General features: G+C 66.0%; 19 protein-coding genes. 6 read left to right on the top strand and 13 right to left on the bottom strand.

Going from position 1 to position 14481, the window contains the following annotated elements; genetic code table 11:
• Positions 1-9 precede the first annotated feature (9 nt).
• The 7 genes from FJ428_RS05745 to FJ428_RS05720 form a co-directional block, all read right to left on the bottom strand.
• Positions 10-753 (bottom strand): amino acid ABC transporter ATP-binding protein, encoded by a 744-nt coding sequence (locus tag FJ428_RS05745; RefSeq protein WP_140499166.1) that lies wholly within the window; start codon positions 751-753, stop codon positions 10-12.
• Positions 754-778: 25 nt separating this feature from the next.
• Positions 779-1453, bottom strand: coding sequence for an amino acid ABC transporter permease (locus tag FJ428_RS05740; RefSeq protein ID WP_140499164.1), 675 nt, complete (start codon positions 1451-1453; stop codon positions 779-781).
• Positions 1450-2121, bottom strand: coding sequence for an amino acid ABC transporter permease (locus FJ428_RS05735; RefSeq protein WP_140499162.1), 672 nt, complete (start codon positions 2119-2121; stop codon positions 1450-1452). Before FJ428_RS05735 ends, FJ428_RS05740 begins: the two co-directional genes overlap by 4 nt.
• A 114-nt stretch (positions 2122-2235) precedes the next feature.
• The gene (locus FJ428_RS05730; RefSeq protein WP_140781857.1) at positions 2236-3024 is read right to left on the bottom strand and encodes an ABC transporter substrate-binding protein; all 789 of its coding nucleotides are present in this window, start codon (positions 3022-3024) and stop codon (positions 2236-2238) included.
• A gap of 110 nt (positions 3025-3134) precedes the next feature.
• Complete coding sequence (locus FJ428_RS30860; RefSeq protein WP_263486587.1) at positions 3135-3260, bottom strand: hypothetical protein; 126 nt, start codon at positions 3258-3260, stop codon at positions 3135-3137.
• Complete coding sequence (locus tag FJ428_RS05725) at positions 3257-3763, bottom strand: Lrp/AsnC family transcriptional regulator (RefSeq protein WP_140499160.1); 507 nt, start codon at positions 3761-3763, stop codon at positions 3257-3259. The genes FJ428_RS30860 and FJ428_RS05725 overlap by 4 nt, the downstream gene beginning before the upstream one ends.
• Positions 3764-3889: 126 nt before the next feature.
• Positions 3890-4762 (bottom strand): LysR substrate-binding domain-containing protein, encoded by an 873-nt coding sequence (locus FJ428_RS05720; RefSeq protein WP_140879054.1) that lies wholly within the window; start codon positions 4760-4762, stop codon positions 3890-3892.
• A gap of 171 nt (positions 4763-4933) precedes the next feature.
• Between FJ428_RS05720 and FJ428_RS05715 the strand changes: the two genes are divergently transcribed.
• Both FJ428_RS05715 and FJ428_RS05710 read left to right on the top strand, forming a co-directional pair.
• Positions 4934-5146: a hypothetical protein gene (locus tag FJ428_RS05715; RefSeq protein WP_140671071.1), complete on the top strand. Its 213-nt coding sequence runs from the start codon at positions 4934-4936 to the stop codon at positions 5144-5146.
• A gap of 21 nt (positions 5147-5167) precedes the next feature.
• On the top strand, positions 5168-5917 hold the full coding sequence (locus FJ428_RS05710; protein ID WP_140671069.1) for a sulfite exporter TauE/SafE family protein: 750 nt from the start codon (positions 5168-5170) through the stop codon (positions 5915-5917).
• A gap of 35 nt (positions 5918-5952) precedes the next feature.
• Here the strand turns inward: FJ428_RS05710 and FJ428_RS05705 are convergent, their stop codons facing one another.
• Positions 5953-6402, bottom strand: a complete 450-nt coding sequence (locus FJ428_RS05705; RefSeq protein WP_140556341.1) for a universal stress protein — start codon at positions 6400-6402, stop codon at positions 5953-5955.
• Positions 6403-6616: 214 nt separating this feature from the next.
• On the opposite strand from FJ428_RS05705, the gene FJ428_RS05700 reads away from it, so the two are divergent.
• Positions 6617-7198, top strand: coding sequence for a histidine phosphatase family protein (locus FJ428_RS05700; protein WP_140879053.1), 582 nt, complete (start codon positions 6617-6619; stop codon positions 7196-7198).
• A gap of 6 nt (positions 7199-7204) precedes the next feature.
• On the opposite strand, the gene FJ428_RS05695 is transcribed toward FJ428_RS05700, so the two are convergent.
• The 3 genes from FJ428_RS05695 to FJ428_RS05685 form a co-directional block, all read right to left on the bottom strand.
• Positions 7205-7606 carry a VOC family protein gene (locus tag FJ428_RS05695; protein ID WP_140516217.1) on the bottom strand — a complete coding sequence of 134 codons (402 nt, stop codon included), beginning with the start codon at positions 7604-7606 and terminating at the stop codon, positions 7205-7207.
• 141 nt (positions 7607-7747) lie between these two features.
• On the bottom strand, positions 7748-8479 hold the full coding sequence (locus FJ428_RS05690) for a pseudouridine synthase (protein WP_140671066.1): 732 nt from the start codon (positions 8477-8479) through the stop codon (positions 7748-7750).
• Between the two features lie 125 nt (positions 8480-8604).
• The gene (locus FJ428_RS05685) at positions 8605-9489 is read right to left on the bottom strand and encodes an aldo/keto reductase family oxidoreductase (protein WP_140671064.1); all 885 of its coding nucleotides are present in this window, start codon (positions 9487-9489) and stop codon (positions 8605-8607) included.
• A 95-nt stretch (positions 9490-9584) separates the two neighbouring features.
• On the opposite strand from FJ428_RS05685, the gene FJ428_RS05680 reads away from it, so the two are divergent.
• Positions 9585-10484 carry a LysR family transcriptional regulator gene (locus tag FJ428_RS05680; protein WP_140516211.1) on the top strand — a complete coding sequence of 300 codons (900 nt, stop codon included), beginning with the start codon at positions 9585-9587 and terminating at the stop codon, positions 10482-10484.
• An 83-nt stretch (positions 10485-10567) separates the two neighbouring features.
• On the opposite strand, the gene FJ428_RS05675 is transcribed toward FJ428_RS05680, so the two are convergent.
• The gene (locus FJ428_RS05675; RefSeq protein ID WP_181167222.1) at positions 10568-11419 is read right to left on the bottom strand and encodes a helix-turn-helix transcriptional regulator; all 852 of its coding nucleotides are present in this window, start codon (positions 11417-11419) and stop codon (positions 10568-10570) included.
• 90 nt (positions 11420-11509) lie between these two features.
• Here FJ428_RS05675 and FJ428_RS05670 point away from each other — a divergent pair, with 90 nt between their 5' ends.
• Positions 11510-12400: an SDR family oxidoreductase gene (locus FJ428_RS05670; RefSeq protein WP_140671060.1), complete on the top strand. Its 891-nt coding sequence runs from the start codon at positions 11510-11512 to the stop codon at positions 12398-12400.
• An 18-nt stretch (positions 12401-12418) separates the two neighbouring features.
• Here FJ428_RS05670 and FJ428_RS05665 read toward each other — a convergent pair whose 3' ends face one another.
• A complete protein-coding gene (locus FJ428_RS05665; protein WP_140499138.1) occupies positions 12419-13111 on the bottom strand; it encodes a RibD family protein in 693 nt (230 codons plus the stop codon).
• Positions 13112-13429: 318 nt separating this feature from the next.
• Here FJ428_RS05665 and FJ428_RS05660 point away from each other — a divergent pair, with 318 nt between their 5' ends.
• Positions 13430-14377: a substrate-binding domain-containing protein gene (locus FJ428_RS05660; RefSeq protein WP_140499137.1), complete on the top strand. Its 948-nt coding sequence runs from the start codon at positions 13430-13432 to the stop codon at positions 14375-14377.
• Positions 14378-14481 lie beyond the last annotated feature (104 nt).

Below are 14481 nucleotides of genomic sequence, written 5' to 3'. Positions count from 1 at the left end.
CGGCGCCGGTCAGTGCCGCAGGATCTTGCTCAGGAAGGCGCGGCTGCGATCGGTCCTGGGGTGCGAGAAGAACTCGTCGGGCGTGCCGCTTTCGACGATGGCGCCGGCATCCATGAACACCACGCGCTGGGCGACCTTGCGGGCAAAGCCCATCTCATGCGTCACCACCATCATGGTCATGCCTTCCTCGGCAACCGCGACCATGACGTCGAGCACTTCCGAAATCATCTCGGGGTCGAGCGCGGATGTCGGCTCGTCGAACAGCATGATCTTGGGGCGCATGCCGAGACAGCGGGCGATCGCCACGCGCTGCTGCTGTCCGCCTGAAAGCTGCGCAGGATAGGCGTTGACCTTGTCGGCAAGCCCAACCTTGGCCAGCAGTTCGCGGCCGGCCTGCTCGGCCTCGGCGCGCGGGATCTTGCGGACATGGATCGGCGCCAGCGTGACGTTTTCGAGCGCGGTCTTGTGCGGGTAGAGGTTGAAGGACTGGAAGACGAAGCCGATCTCGGTGCGCAGCTTCGTCATGTTGGTGGCGGGGTCGCCGAGCCGCTGGCCGTCGACGACAAGGTCGCCGTCCTTGATCGTCTCCAGCCCGTTGATGCAGCGGATAAGCGTGCTCTTGCCCGACCCGCTCGGGCCGCAGACGACGACCACTTCGCGCGGCTCGACGCTGAGCGTGATGTCCCTCAGCACGTTGAGCGGGCCGAACCATTTGTTGACGCCGCGAAAATCGATCATGCCCGTTTTGGTCATGTGGTCAGAACCTTTGGGTTCGATGTCATATCTGCACCTCGCCATGGGCGGCACCCATGCGCCGTTCGAGCCGGCGGGCGAGCATGATCAGCGGATAGCAGACGATGAAATAGCCGACGCCGACGAGGAAGAACACCAGCAGGCCGTTCGGCACGCGCTGCACCACCAGCCAGCCGACGCGGGTGAGGTCGGTCAGGCCGATCGCCGACACGACCGAAGAATCCTTGATCAGCAGCACATATTGCCCGACCAGCGGCGGCAGCACGATGCGCATCGCCTGCGGTAGCACCACCTGGCGCATGCGCTGCCAGCGCGACAGGCCGGACGCCAGTGCCGCCTCGACCTGGCCCGTCGGAACCGAACGGATGCCGGCGGCGACGATCTCGCAGATGAAGCAGGCGGCGAGGTTGGTCAGCGCGATGATGCCGGCGGTGAAGGCGTCGAGCTCGATGCCCAGCTCCGGCAAGATGAAGAAGATCAGGAATATCTGCACCAGGAACGGGGTGCCCCGGATGAGGTCTACCCAGGCACCGATCACGCCGGCGATCAACCGGTTGCCGCCAGTCCGCAAGATGCCGAGGCCGAAGCCGAGCAGGGTGCCCAGCACCAGGCTGATCAGCGACAGCACCACGGTCATGCCGAGGCCGCGCAGCGCCAGCGGATAGCTGCCCGCAAGGCTTTGCAACTGCTGCCAGATCATATGCGCGCTCCCGCCGAGCCGAGCCAGCGGCCGGAGAGAACCGCCAGCCCCTTGAGGCCGTAATAGAGCATGAGGTAGAAGGCGGCGATGGTGAGAAATCCTTCCGCCGGCATGAAACGGTCGGAGGCGAGCAACTGGCCGGCGCGCGTCAGCTCGGCAACCGAGATCAGCGACAGGAGCGCCGAATCCTTGACCAGCACGATCGCTTGTCCCAGCAGCGGCGGGATCGTCACCTTGAACGCCTGCGGCAAGACCACCAGGCGCATGCGCTGGACATAGGTCATGCCCGAAGCAACACTGGCCTCAACCTGGCCGCGCGGGATCGACAGGATGCCGGCGCGAATGATTTCAGCGACATAGGCGCCGCTGTTCAGTGACAACGCGAGGATGCCGACGACGAGTTCGGGCAGCACGAAACCGAGGCGCGGGAGGCCGAAATAGAGAAAATAGAGCTGCGCCAGCAAGGGCGTGGCGCGTACGGCGTCGATATAGGCCTTGGCCGGCACCCGAAACAGCCAGCCGCGCTGCAGGTTCATCGCGCACAGCAGGATGCCGACCGCGAGCGCGCCGAAAAAGGACAGCGCCGACAGCCACACGGTCGTGACCAGGCCCTGCCCGAACAGGGGCAGGTATTCGACGATGGTGCGGAAGCTGAAATTCTCGAGCATGGGCGTGAATGGTGGGTAGGGAATAGTGAGTAGTGAGTAGTGAGTAGGCAGGCGGATCCGGAATTCCCTATCCACTACTCACTAATTCGCTACTCACTAATCCCTAATTCCTAATCAGTGATCTTTCTTCCAGTCTTCCGAATTGACCCAGTAGTCGAGGTTCTTCTGCAGGCGGCCGTCGATGGTGACCTGGTTGAGGAACAGGTTCATCCAGATCAGGAGATCCGGCTCGTCATAGCGGGTGGCGAAGGCAAGCGGCTCCTTCGAGAGGAGGTCCGGCATGATTGTGAAGGTGCCGGCCGGATAGGCCGTCGACTGGCCCTTGACCGCCGAGACATCGTTGACGCCGCAATCGGCCTGGCCGTTGTTGACGGCGTCGAGCAGCAGCGGACCGCCGCCCTTGTAGCTCTTGATGTCGGCATCGGGGAAGGCGGCCTTGGCTTCCTTCTCGCCGGTGGCGCCGAGCAGCACGGCGATCTTGGTGCCCTTGGCCTTGCAGTCCTCGGTGGTCTTGAACTTGCCGTCGGCCTTGGTGAAGACGGTGCTGCCCGTATACATGTAAGGCGTGGTGAAGGCGACCTTCATGCCGCGTGCCAGCGTCGGCGTCATGTCGGCGACCAGAAGGTCGGCCTTGCCCGAAAGCAGCGCCGGGATCAGGCCGTCCCAGTCGAAGTCGAGGAAGGTGATCTTGACGCCCATTTCCTTGGCCATCAGTTCGGCCAGTTCCACGGAACTGCCGGTGCGTTCGCCATTGGCGCCGACCAGCGAGAAGGGCGGTCCCTGCGTCTGCACGGCGACACGCAGTTCGCCGCGCTTGGTGATGTCGTCGAGCGATCCGGCGCTGGCGGCGGCGGTGAGACCGGCCAGTGCGAGGCCGGCGATGAAAAGCTTGGCAATCTTCATTGGTTTCATTGGGCATTCCTCCTTTTGTCGTCTTGTTGTCTACCCTACAGGGTGCTTTTTGCGCGGCGGCGCCGTTGCCAGCGGCGGCCACCGTTCGAAAATCCGTCTCCTCAGTGCCGGGCCGCCGTTTCGGCGACCGCGATGCCGCGCCTGGGCAACGCGCCGAAGAAAGGCGCGTCCGGCACATGCAGCAGCGGGTTGAGCAGGCCGAGGCTCTCGAGAACCGCTATCCTCATGCCGGCTCCTTGCGAATGCTGTCGTCCGACCAGCAGCCTTCCGGCAGACTGACCCATTTGTTGCAGGACGCCATGACCACGAAGGTCTCGCTGCGCACGACCTCGCCCGGCTCGCCGGCGCCCGGGATCAACTCGCTGGTGACGCGGTAGAGATCGGCGACGTCGCCGGCCACCGTCACGTCGACGATGATGTCGAAGCGCCCGGTGACGACCGAGGCCGAGTTGACGAAGGGCAGTTCGGAAATGCGCTGCGCCAGCTCGCGGGCGCGGCCGCGCCCTTGCGCGTTGATGCCGACGATGGCCGAGATCAGTTCGGGCCGCTCCGTCAGGTTCAGGAGCCCGACGATCTTGAGCAGGTTGCGGTCGAGCAGGTTGCGCAGCCGCGTGCGCACCGTCGGCACCGAGATCGCCAGAATCTCGGCAAGGCGGTTGATGCCCGGCTGCGCGTCCTGCGACAGCTGTTTGACCAGCCGCCGATCGGTCAGATCGAGATGTTCCCGCAAGTCCCCCGTCTTTCATAAAACGAAAAAAGCTAGGCGACTTTTTTTGCCTATGTGCAAACAAGCTATTTCATGGATTCCTCAAAGGCAAGGCATGATTCCACGCGAATTCAGCATGTGGCGGCGGCTTCACACCAGCGCGGTCACCAACAGCTTGGCCTGCGGCGTCAACGTGTCGAAGCGGCGGGCGCAGAGATTGAGCTGGCGGGTTCCCCAGTCGTCCGTCAGCCGCAGGCTGCGCAGGCTGGGCGCCGAGCGGCGCACCGTGCTTTCCGGCACGATGGCGACGCCCGCGCCCTGCGCCACCAGCCTGCAGACATTGTCGAGGCCGGGCACGCGGATGCGAAAATGCAGATGACCGCCCAGGCGCGCGGCTTGGCGGGAGATGTGCTCCTGCAAGGGATGGCCGGCGCTCAGGCCGACAAAGGTTTCACCGAGAATGTCGGCGAGGCCGGTCGCGCGGCCTTCGAGCCCGGGGCGGTTGCGCGCGGCGATCACCACCAGCCGGTCAACGAAGAACGGTTTCTGTTCGAGATGGGAAAGGCCGGCCCAGGTCGCGGCAATGCCAAGATCGGCGGCGCCGCTCGCCACCGCCTCGGCGATCTCGTGGCTGGGGCGCTCATCGAGCTCTATGTCGATGCCGGGATGGGCGACCAGAAAGGCCGGCAGCCTGTCGCGCAGAAGCTCGCTGGTGGCGGCCGTGTTGGCGAGCAGGCGGACCCGCGCGCGCAGTCCGGTGGCATAGGCGCCGAGCTCGCCGGCCATCGCCTCGATCTGGTTCTGCACCGCGCGCGCGTGGTGCAGCAGTGCCTGGCCGGCGGCGGTCGGCACCACGCCGCGCCGGCGGCGCTCCAGCAGCGGCGCGCCGAGCCTGTCCTCCATGCCCTTGATGCGGGCGCTGGCCGAGGCCAGCGCGAGGCCCGCGAGCTCGGCGCCATGGGTGATGCTGCCGCGCTCGGCGACCAGCAGGAACAGCCGGAGATCGACGAGGTCGAAGCGCATCTTTTTCCTCCCGCAAGACAGCCCGGGCGATGGCCGCTATCACGCGATCGATGGCGCAGCGGGCCGACCGGCTTGCGGCGCCAGCCTTCGCCTCAGCCGAAGGCTGGTGCCGCGATTTCCACATTGCGGGTGACGGCGAATTTCGTCAAACAGTTTCGGTGGAGGTCCAAGATGAGAAAACCAGCATCGAACCGGCAAGGGCTCGGCATCGCTGAAAGCGCGGCGATGCTGCTGGCGGTTGCCGTCGCCCTTCTGGCCGTGGCGCGCTCGGGTTCCGGCATGCCAGGATGCGCCATGACATCCGCCCCTGTCAGCAGCGCCGCCGCCGGACCGGCGGGGCCGGCAGCGGGGATCGAGGCTGCCGACATGCTGCTCCATGATTGAGCCGCTGCCGGACACGCCATCATGCTGAGCGCCGCCGCCGTCGCCTGGATCTGCGCCGTCTTCCTTGCCGCCGGCTTCGTCAAGGGCGTGGTCGGGATGGGCCTGCCGACGGTGGCGATGGGCCTGCTGGCGGTGACCATGGCGCCGGCCGAGGCGGCCACGCTTCTGCTGATCCCGTCGCTGGCTACCAACCTGTGGCAATTATTCACCGGTCCTTCGTTCGGCGGGCTCGTCAGGCGGCTATGGACGATGATGGCCGGCGTGGTGATCGGCACCGTTGCCGGCGCCGGCCTGCTCACCGGCGCGCATACGGCGGCCGCGTCCGGCGCGCTCGGCGTGGCACTGATGCTCTATGCCGTTCTCGGCCTCGCCAAGGCCGGCTTCTCAACGCCGCCACGCCACGAGGCCTTGCTATCGCCGCTGGTCGGGGTGGCAACTGGCCTGGTCACCGGCGCCACCGGCGTCTTCGTCATTCCGGCGGTGCCCTACCTGCAATCGCTGCGGCTGGGCAGGGAAGAGCTGATCCAGGTGCTCGGCCTGTCCTTCACCGTGTCGACGGCGGCGCTGGCCATCGGGCTGTTCAGGGCCGGCGCCCTGGCCTCGCCGACGGCCGGGCTGGCGGGTTCGGTCGCGGTGCTGGCGCCTGCGCTCGCCGGCATGGCTGTCGGCCAGGCGCTGCGCCGGCGCATGAGCGTCGAGACTTTCCGCAAAGTGTTCTTCGCCGGGCTCTTGGCGCTGGGATTTTATCTGGTGGCCGAAGCGGCGTTTTGAGCACCGCTTGCCGAACGCCGACTGGCCGGACCGGCCTACCGCACCACCAGGACCGGGATTTCGCTGTAGGACACGACTTCCGCTGTTTGGCTTCCCAGAAGCAGCCTGCCCAATCCGCGGCGGCCGTGCGAGGCCATGACAATCAGGTCGCAGCGTTCGGTCTGCGACAGCTCCAGGATCGCCTCGGCGGGCCTTCTGTCCTCGATGTGCACGACCTTGGCCGACACGCCCAGCCCCTCGGCGGAAGCCTTGCATTTGTCGAGCACCTCCTTGCCGTATTTGCGGGCTTCTTCCTGATAGGCGGCCAGCCCATCGCCCGCGGCGTAGCCGGCCATGGCGCCGCCCCAGGCGAAGATCGGGAATTGTTCCGAGACGGTGACGAAGGTCACGGTGGCGCCGAGGCCCTTTGCCAGCCCGAGGCCGTGGGCAACGCCCTTGTCGGCCAGTTCCGACCCGTCGGTGGCGATGAGCAGATGTTTGTACATGATGATCGTGACCTATCGTGCTTGGTGAACTATGGACCACACATAGTTATGCCCGGCGCCCAGTCATTGTGCCAATGCGGCGGGGATCAGGGCCAGGGAATGTGGTGGGCATTTCATGGACCGCACCCAAACGTTCCACCCCGGACTTTCGCGCCAGCTGGATTCCCCTTCGCCGCATCGTCCTCTAAGGTGCGGCAACTTCGAAAGGCCCGTCATGAGCAGTGCGTTTCCTCAAATCCATCTGGTCCGACATGGCGAGACGGCGTGGAGCCTGTCGGGCCAGCACACCGGCCGCACCGACATGCCGCTGACGGCAGCCGGCGAGGCGGCCGCGCGGGGTGTGGCGGATCGGCTGAAAGGCCTGCCGTTTTCGGCCGTGTGGTCGAGCCCCTCGCAACGCGCCTACAACACCAGCGTGCTTGCCGGCTTCGGGGCGCAAAGCGTCAAGATGGACGACCTGCAGGAATGGGACTACGGCGCCTATGAGGGGCGTACCACCAGGGAAATCCTGGCCGAACGGCCGGGCTGGAACGTCTTTCGCGACGGCTGCCCGCAAGGCGAGACGGCGGCCGATGTGGGCGCCCGCGCCGACAGGATCATCGATCGCCTGCGCGAGGCCAATGCCGACACGCTGATCTTTTCCAGCGCGCACTTCCTGCGCGTGTTCACCGCCCGCTGGCTCGGCTTGCCGCCGCAGGACGGCGCGCTGTTCGTGCTCGATACGGCCAGCATCAGCGTGCTCGGCTACGAGCATGACCTCGGCGAGCCGGTGGTGCGCAAGTGGAACGGGAAGTAGGGCGGCCTAGCTGTCGAACTTCCGGATCGCCTCGGCGGTTACCGGCGTGAAGAAATTCACCAGATTGCAGTCGGGGTCGCGGAACAGCAGCGAGCGGTTGCCCCAGGGCATGGTGGTAGGCTCCTGGACAATTGCGCCCTTGATTGTTTCCGCCAACTTGGCAAATTCGGCATCGACGTCGCCGACTCGGAATTCGATGATGGCCGTGCGGTTGTCGGCTGGGCGGGCGATGTCGCTGCCGAACAGCATCAGGGTGCGCGTGCTGCCGATCGCCAGCGTGCAGGCTGGCGTCGCCAGTTCGGCGAAGTCCTCCGTGTACATCGTCACCGGCATGCCGGTGATCTCGCCATAGAAGCGCACGAGGCGCTGGACATCGGACGTGATGATGCGGACAGAGACGAAATTCATCGCATTGGCTCCTTGATCGTCGAAGCCGCGGCTGGCTCCCGGCCTTCTATAGGCCGGGGCTCCTGACAGCTTTCCGTCAGGAGCCGGAAGTGCCGGCCGATTTTCAGATCTGCCGAACGACAGTGCCGACCTTGCGCCTATTCATCCCGCCAGCAGCGCCAATTCGTCGGGCGTCAAATGCCTCGCAGTACCCTTGGCGAGGTCGCCGAGCGGCAAGCTGCCAATGGCGACCCGGATCAGGCGCTTGACCTCAATGCCGTGGGCGGCGAGCAGGCGCCGGATGTGGCGATTGCGGCCCTCGTGGAGCACGATCTCCAGCCAGGCGGTGCGGCCGCCGCTGCGCAGCAGCTCGATCGAGTTCGCAGTCAGCATTTCACCCTCGACGGTAGCGCCGGCGCGCAGCGCTTCCAGCACCGCGGCGTCGGGCACCGTGCCGATCTGGACATGGTAGGTCTTGGGCAGGTGCGAGGCCGGGTCCATCAGCCGGTTGGCAAAGCGCGTGTCGTTGGTCATCAGCAGCAGGCCCTCGCTCGCCTTGTCGAGCCGGCCGACGGGGGAGACGAAAGGCAGGTCGAGCCGTTCCAGGCAGGAATAGACGGTGTCGCGCTCAAGCGGGTCGTCGCGGGTGGTGACCAGCCCGCGCGGCTTGTTGAGCATGAGATAGACCTTGCGCTCGGCAACGATTTTTTCGTCGTCGACGGCGATGCGGTCGCGCTTCATATCGACGCGCAGGGAAGCATCGCGCGCGACCTTGCCACCGACGCGCACGCGGCCCTCGGCGATCAGCCGCTCGGCCTGCGTGCGCGAGCACAGGCCGAGCTTCGACAGCGCGCGGTTGAGGCTGACGCCGGGTCGTGGTGGTCGTGGAGCCATGCTGCTTCGGATCGATCCGTTGTACCGGACCAGATGCCATGGCCGGCGACGGCTGCGCAAGCCGCCGCCGAGGTCGGGATCTTGCCGGACAGCGGTGCCGCCCGGCAAGCGCTAGTCGCGCCGGCTCAGGCCGCTTGGTCGGTCTCGTCCGCGATCCCGTTCAGCACGGAAAGCGCGTCGGCTGGCAGCTCCAGCTCCGCCGCCGCGATGTTTTGCCTGAGATGCGCAATGGACGAGGTGCCGGGGATGAGCAGGATGTTGGGCGCGCGACGCAGGAGCCAGGCGAGCGCCACCTGCATGGGCGTGGCGCCGAGTTTTTGCGCGACATCGGCCAGCGTGCTGGATTGCAGCGGCGTGAAGCCGCCGAGCGGGAAGAACGGCACATAGGCGATGCCGGCCGCGGCAAGCTCGTCGATCAGTGCGTCATCCTCGCGATGCGCGATGTTGTACTGGTTCTGTACGCAAACAATGTCGACGATGCCGCGCCCCTGTGCGATCTGGGTTGATGTGACGTTGCTCAAGCCGATATGGCGCACCAGACCCTGACGCTGCAGTTCGGCGAGCGTATTCAGTTGGGGTTCGAGCGAGCCTTCGGCCGGGCCGTGTATGCCGTGCATGGAGCGCAGGTTGACGACCTCCATCGTGTCCAGTCCCAGATTGCGGAGATTGTCGTGCACGGCTTGCGTCAGTTCCTGCGGCGACATTGCGGGGATCCACGATGCATCGGCGCCGCGCCGAGCACTGACCTTGGTGACAATGGTGAGGTTGGCGGGGTAGGGGTGCAGCGCCTCGCGGATGATCAGGTTGGTGACGTGCGGACCGTAGAAATCGCTGGTGTCGATATGGTCGATGCCGCTCGCCATCGCCTCGCGCAGCACGGCGAGTGCACCGTCATGGTCTTTCGGCGGGCCGAACACGCCGGGTCCGGCCAATTGCATGGCGCCGTAGCCCATGCGCTTCACGATGCGGTCGCCAAGCTTGAATGTTCCGGCCTTGCTGATGTCAGTCATGGTCTCAATCTCCTGTGGATCGGCCCAGATATAGACAATGCCCGCTTGCGCGATAATATGGCGCAATCGGCACAGGCTGTGCGAAAAGGCGAACAATGGCGGATCTGGGCGACCTCCAGGCATTCATGGCGGTGGCGCGCGCCGGCGGCTTTCGCGAGGCGGCCAGGGTCAGCGGCGTCAGTGCCTCCAGCCTCAGCGAAACGGTGCGGCGGCTGGAGGCGGGGCTCGGCGTGCGGCTCCTCAACCGCACCACGCGCAGCGTCGCACCGACCGAGGCCGGCGCACGCCTGCTGGAGCGGCTGGGCCCCGCGCTCGGCGAGGTCGAGGCAGCACTCGATGTCGTCAACGGCTTTCGCGGCCGCCCGGCCGGCACGCTGCGGCTCAACGTGCCTGTCGTGGCGGCGAAACTGGTGCTGCCGCGCCTTCTGCCGCCCTTCCTTGCCGCCTATCCCGACATAAGGCTGGAGGTGACCGCCGAGGACAGTTTCGTCGACATACTGGCGAGCGGCTGCGATGCCGGCATCCGCTATGACGAGCGGCTGGAGCAGGACATGATCGCCGTACCGATCGGCCCGCGCCGGCAGCGCTTCGCCACCGCTGCCGCAACGGTCTATCTCGACCGGCGTGGCCGGCCCGACCATCCGCGCGACCTCCTCGATCACGCATGCCTGCGCGGCCGCTTCGCCAGCGGCCTGACGCCGCCCTGGGAGTTCGAGCGCGACGGCGAGATAGTGAGCGTCGAGCCGACCGGGCCGCTGCTGGTCAGCACCGGCACGGCTATGGCGCTTGCGCTCGATGTGGCGGTTGCCGGCGGCGGCATCGTCTCGCTGTTCGAGGACTGGCTGCGCCCCTATTTCGACGATGGCCGGCTCGAGCCGGTACTGGAGCCCTGGTGGCAGGAATTTTCCGGCCCGTTCCTCTATTATCCCGGCCGCCGCCTCATCCCGGCGCCGCTACGGGCATTCATCGACTTTGTCGGCGGGATGCGGTGGTGAGGCGCCGCGATAACGGTTTCAAGGACGCATCGTCGGACGCAACCGGCTGCGCATTTCTGGAATGTTCCAGGAAGGAGCAGGGATCATCGCACCGGCTCCGATGACACCTGCGCTTTGGAGTGCCGGGCCAGTTCGCGAATCTGCTCCGCGACCGCGCTGTCGACCGGATTGTAGACGGTCAGGCTCAGATCCGGGCGGCCGTCGACCGCGAATCCCGAATATTCCAGCTCGATGTCGCCGAGCACCGGGTGCTTCAGCCGCTTGGTTCCGTCGCCGTGGCTGAGCACGTCGTTCTCGCGCCACAGGGCGGCGAATTCGGGGCTGGCGCTGCACAGTTCGTCGACGAGTTCGCGTACCTCGGACACCGCGCCGGCACGCGCCGCGTCGGCGCGGAAGGCGCCCACCACGAAACGGGCGAGGCTTTCCCAGTCGTGCTGCTTTTCGCGGATGGCCGGGCTGCGGAACATGAAGCGCAAAATGTTGCGCTGGTCGGCGGGCAGGGCGCTGTAATCGGTCAGCACGACCTGGGCGGCGCGGTTCCAGGCAACGACATCCCAGGTGGCGGTCCTGACCAAGGCGGGGCTCGCTTCAAGCGTGTCGAGGAGGCGCTGCAGCCGGGGGCTGATGCCTTCCACGCCGATATAGCGGACCTCGGGCGGGCGTCCGAGCCCGAGCATGAAAAGATGCTCGCGCTCGGCCTCGGTCAGCATCAGCCCCTTGGCGATGCGGTTCAGCACATCGGCCGAAGGCGCGCCGCCACGACCCTGCTCCAGCCATGTGTACCAGGTAGGGCTGATGTTGGCGCGCTGGGCCACCTCTTCCCGGCGCAGCCCCGGCGTGCGCCGACGCCCTGAAAATCCGAACGAGGCCGGATCGAGCCGGGTGCGCCGGTCTCTCAGAAACGCCGCGAGCGAACCGGCGGAATTGGTGGGCATCCTGTTAGCCATTATACCACGATAAGATCACTACTTTAATGGAATAATAGACCGGCGATACTGCGCAGGCAATCGTGCAGGAGAATTCGCATGCGTATCTTTTTGACCGGCGCGACCGGTTTCATCGGCTCGGCGCTCGTTGCCGAGCTCATCAAGGCGGGCCATCAGGTGGTCGGCGTCACTCGCTCCGAAGCGGGGGCCGAAGCGCTGACGGCGGCGGGCGCCGAAGTGCATCGGGGAACGCTCGAGGATCCCGAGGGCCTGCGCGACGGCGCGGCGAAGGCGGAAGCGGTGATCCACACGGCCTTCGACCATGATTTCTCGCGCTTTGTCGAGAATTGCGAGAAGGATAGCCGCGTCATCGCGGCACTCGGCCAGGCATTGGCCGGATCCGACCGGCCGCTGGTGATCACTTCCGGCGTCGGCGTGGGCAGCCCCGGACATGGCGAGCTTGCCAGCGAAGACGTCTTCAACGCCAGCCATCCCAATCCGCGCATCGCCTCGGAACTCGCCGGCAATGCCTTGCTGGAAGCCGGCGTCAACGTCTCGGTGGTGCGGCTGCCGCAGGTTCACAACCCGGCCAAGCAAGGGCTCATCACGCCACTCATCGAAATCGTGCGCCAGAAAGGCGTTTCGGCCTATGTCGGCGAGGGCCGCAACCGCTATGCGGCGGGCCATCTCCTGGACGCGGCGCGCCTCTACCGGCTGGCGGTGGAAAAGCGGCAGCCCGGCGCGCGCTATAACGCGGTCGGCGAGGAAGGCGTCGAAGTGCGCGCGATCGCCGAGGTGATCGGGCGGGGCCTCAACGTACCGGTGGTTTCGATCGCTCCGGAACAGGCGGCGGAGCATTTCGGCTGGATGGCAATGTTCGCCCCGATGGATCTACCGGCCTCCAGCGCGCTGACCCAGGCGCGGCTCGGCTGGCATCCGACCGGTCCGACGCTGATCGCCGATCTCGAGGCCATGCGGTACGACGTATGATGCGCCGATAAAGCGTCGTCAGCCGACGGCGTAGCGCAAATGGACGAGCCCGTGGGCGAGGGCTTCGCAGCTTTTGAGCGACAGTTGCATCTTGCCCGCGAGGCCGGTTTCGCCGAATTCGACGAAACCCTGGTTCGCCGCCCGCCCATCAAGAGCGGGAGCAACGAGAAGGCTGAGCTCATCGACAAGGCCGGCCGCGAAGAAGGAGCCGTTGATGCCGGCGCCGCCCTCGAGCAGCAGCCGGCGAATGGCGAATTCGCGGTTGAGAACTTCGAGCATCCGGCCGAGATCCATGTCAGCCGTTTCCGCCACGATATAGGACACGCCGTCGGCAGCGAGCTCGGCCAGGTGGCTGTCGGCGACATCGTGCCCAAGCAGCACCACGACATGGTCGCCGCCAATGTCGGGTTTGGAAAAGTGGAGCTTGCCCGATGGATCGAGCGCCACCGCGTAGCTTCCCGTACCGGTTTGCGCGACATGATAGGGTCGGTCGACCTTGCCCGCATCGGCCGGCGGGTGCGCGCCGGCCTTGCTCATCTCGGCCATGGTGACGCGGCCGACGATCCAGCCGTCGCCCGCAAAATCATTATGGATATACTCGTAGAGGCTCGACCATTCGGCCCGGGTTCCGTCCGGGCTGGCCGTGTAGCGGCTCGGGTGGAGACTGCCGTCCAGCGACGCGATCATATGGCAGATGATGTGCGGTTTCATGCGGGTGTCTCCAGGGAATGGGCTCAGGCGCGGTTCAAACTAGGGCCAGCGCCGGAGAATGGAAGCTGGGCACCCGGCTCATCCAAATTCCGACCATTGCCGACTGGGCCTGTTATATCGATGTTGCACAAATGGTTGAGCCTGGGCTAGCATCCGTTTGCTGGTGCCGACGGGAGGCAGTTTTTGCAACGGCGATCAGCTGGAGCGGCATGCGTTAGCAAACGCAAGGAGGATGCTCCAACACTTTGAACCGACGCATGATCCTTCCTGAAACCGTCCCGGTTTCCGGGGCCGTGCGTTCTTGTGGAGGAGGATCCCATGAACAGACGTGAATTCCTGATGACGTCCGTGGCCGCGGGCGCGATGGTGCTTGCCGCGCCCTCGGTATTTGCGCAGGACAAGCTCACCATTCTCGGCTCGGTGCCCAGTCTCGGCTTTCCGTTCTTCGTGCACATGCTGAACGAGATCAAGGCGGAAGCCGCCACGCAAGGCGTCAACCTGACCGAGAGCGATGGCCAGAACTCGGCCACCAAGCAGACCGCCGACATCGAGGCGGCCCTGGTGCAGAAGGTCAACGCCATCGTGATCTCGCCGCTCGACGTCAACGCGCTGGCGCCGGCCATCGAGGAAGCGGTCAAGGCCGGCGTTCCCGTGGTGACGATCGACCGCCGCGTCGACGGCGTCGAGGGCATCCTCGCCCATGTCGGCGCCGACAACGTCAAGGGCGGCGAGGCGGAAGCGCAGGCCGTGGTGGCGGCGTTCCCCAACGGCGCGAAACTGTTCCACCTCCAGGGCCAACCCGGCGCCGGGCCGGCGATCGACCGCAACAAGGGCGTGCACAATGTGCTCGATCCCTTGAAGGACAAGTACCAGATCGTCTTCGAGCAGACCGCCAATTTCGCCCGCGCCGAGGCGCTGTCGGTGACGGAAGCCGGCCTTGCCGCCAACGGCAAGCCGGACGCGATCGTCTGTGCCAATGACGACATGGCGCTGGGCGCGCTCGAAGCCTGCGCGGCGCGCAACTTCACCGACGTCAAGATCTACGGCTTCGATGCGCTGCCGGAAGCGCTGGTCGCGGTCCGCGACGGCAAGCTCGCCGGCACGGTCGAACAGTTCCCCGGCCAGCAGTCGCGCACCGCCGTGCAGATCGCCGTCGCCTACGCCAGGGACAAGACGGAGCCGAAGGAGAAGCTGGTGCTGTTGACGCCGATCGTCATCGGCAAGGACAATCTCGACAAGGCCGAGAGGCTGAACGAGACGAAGTGAGCGCATGGAGAGGTCGGCGGGGCAGCACCCCCCTCTGGCCTGCCGGCGATCTCCCCCTCAAGGGGGGAGATTGGCAGTGTCGATGTCCGCATTCTCATTGCGGC

Origin of the sequence: Mesorhizobium sp. B2-8-1 (genome assembly GCF_006440955.1) — a bacterium.
GTDB lineage: Bacteria > Pseudomonadota > Alphaproteobacteria > Rhizobiales > Rhizobiaceae > Mesorhizobium.
Note: the sequence above shows the minus strand (reverse complement) of the source record. Positions and strands in the feature narration are given on the sequence as shown.

What these genes read in the sequence shown, in the direction of transcription:
- FJ428_RS05745 (WP_140499166.1), bottom strand. Translation starts at nt 753, where the DNA reads ATGACCAAAACGGGCATGATCGATTTTCGCGGCGTCAACAAATGGTTC.
- FJ428_RS05740 (WP_140499164.1), bottom strand. Translation starts at nt 1,453, where the DNA reads ATGATCTGGCAGCAGTTGCAAAGCCTTGCGGGCAGCTATCCGCTGGCG.
- FJ428_RS05735 (WP_140499162.1), bottom strand. Translation starts at nt 2,121, where the DNA reads ATGCTCGAGAATTTCAGCTTCCGCACCATCGTCGAATACCTGCCCCTG.
- FJ428_RS05730 (WP_140781857.1), bottom strand. Translation starts at nt 3,024, where the DNA reads ATGAAGATTGCCAAGCTTTTCATCGCCGGCCTCGCACTGGCCGGTCTC.
- FJ428_RS30860 (WP_263486587.1), bottom strand. Translation starts at nt 3,260, where the DNA reads ATGAGGATAGCGGTTCTCGAGAGCCTCGGCCTGCTCAACCCGCTGCTG.
- FJ428_RS05720 (WP_140879054.1), bottom strand. Translation starts at nt 4,762, where the DNA reads ATGCGCTTCGACCTCGTCGATCTCCGGCTGTTCCTGCTGGTCGCCGAG.
- FJ428_RS05715 (WP_140671071.1), top strand. Translation starts at nt 4,934, where the DNA reads ATGAGAAAACCAGCATCGAACCGGCAAGGGCTCGGCATCGCTGAAAGC.
- FJ428_RS05710 (WP_140671069.1), top strand. Translation starts at nt 5,168, where the DNA reads ATGCTGAGCGCCGCCGCCGTCGCCTGGATCTGCGCCGTCTTCCTTGCC.
- FJ428_RS05705 (WP_140556341.1), bottom strand. Translation starts at nt 6,402, where the DNA reads ATGTACAAACATCTGCTCATCGCCACCGACGGGTCGGAACTGGCCGAC.
- FJ428_RS05700 (WP_140879053.1), top strand. Translation starts at nt 6,617, where the DNA reads ATGAGCAGTGCGTTTCCTCAAATCCATCTGGTCCGACATGGCGAGACG.
- FJ428_RS05695 (WP_140516217.1), bottom strand. Translation starts at nt 7,606, where the DNA reads ATGAATTTCGTCTCTGTCCGCATCATCACGTCCGATGTCCAGCGCCTC.
- FJ428_RS05690 (WP_140671066.1), bottom strand. Translation starts at nt 8,479, where the DNA reads ATGGCTCCACGACCACCACGACCCGGCGTCAGCCTCAACCGCGCGCTG.
- FJ428_RS05685 (WP_140671064.1), bottom strand. Translation starts at nt 9,489, where the DNA reads ATGACTGACATCAGCAAGGCCGGAACATTCAAGCTTGGCGACCGCATC.
- FJ428_RS05680 (WP_140516211.1), top strand. Translation starts at nt 9,585, where the DNA reads ATGGCGGATCTGGGCGACCTCCAGGCATTCATGGCGGTGGCGCGCGCC.
- FJ428_RS05675 (WP_181167222.1), bottom strand. Translation starts at nt 11,419, where the DNA reads ATGCCCACCAATTCCGCCGGTTCGCTCGCGGCGTTTCTGAGAGACCGG.
- FJ428_RS05670 (WP_140671060.1), top strand. Translation starts at nt 11,510, where the DNA reads ATGCGTATCTTTTTGACCGGCGCGACCGGTTTCATCGGCTCGGCGCTC.
- FJ428_RS05665 (WP_140499138.1), bottom strand. Translation starts at nt 13,111, where the DNA reads ATGAAACCGCACATCATCTGCCATATGATCGCGTCGCTGGACGGCAGT.
- FJ428_RS05660 (WP_140499137.1), top strand. Translation starts at nt 13,430, where the DNA reads ATGAACAGACGTGAATTCCTGATGACGTCCGTGGCCGCGGGCGCGATG.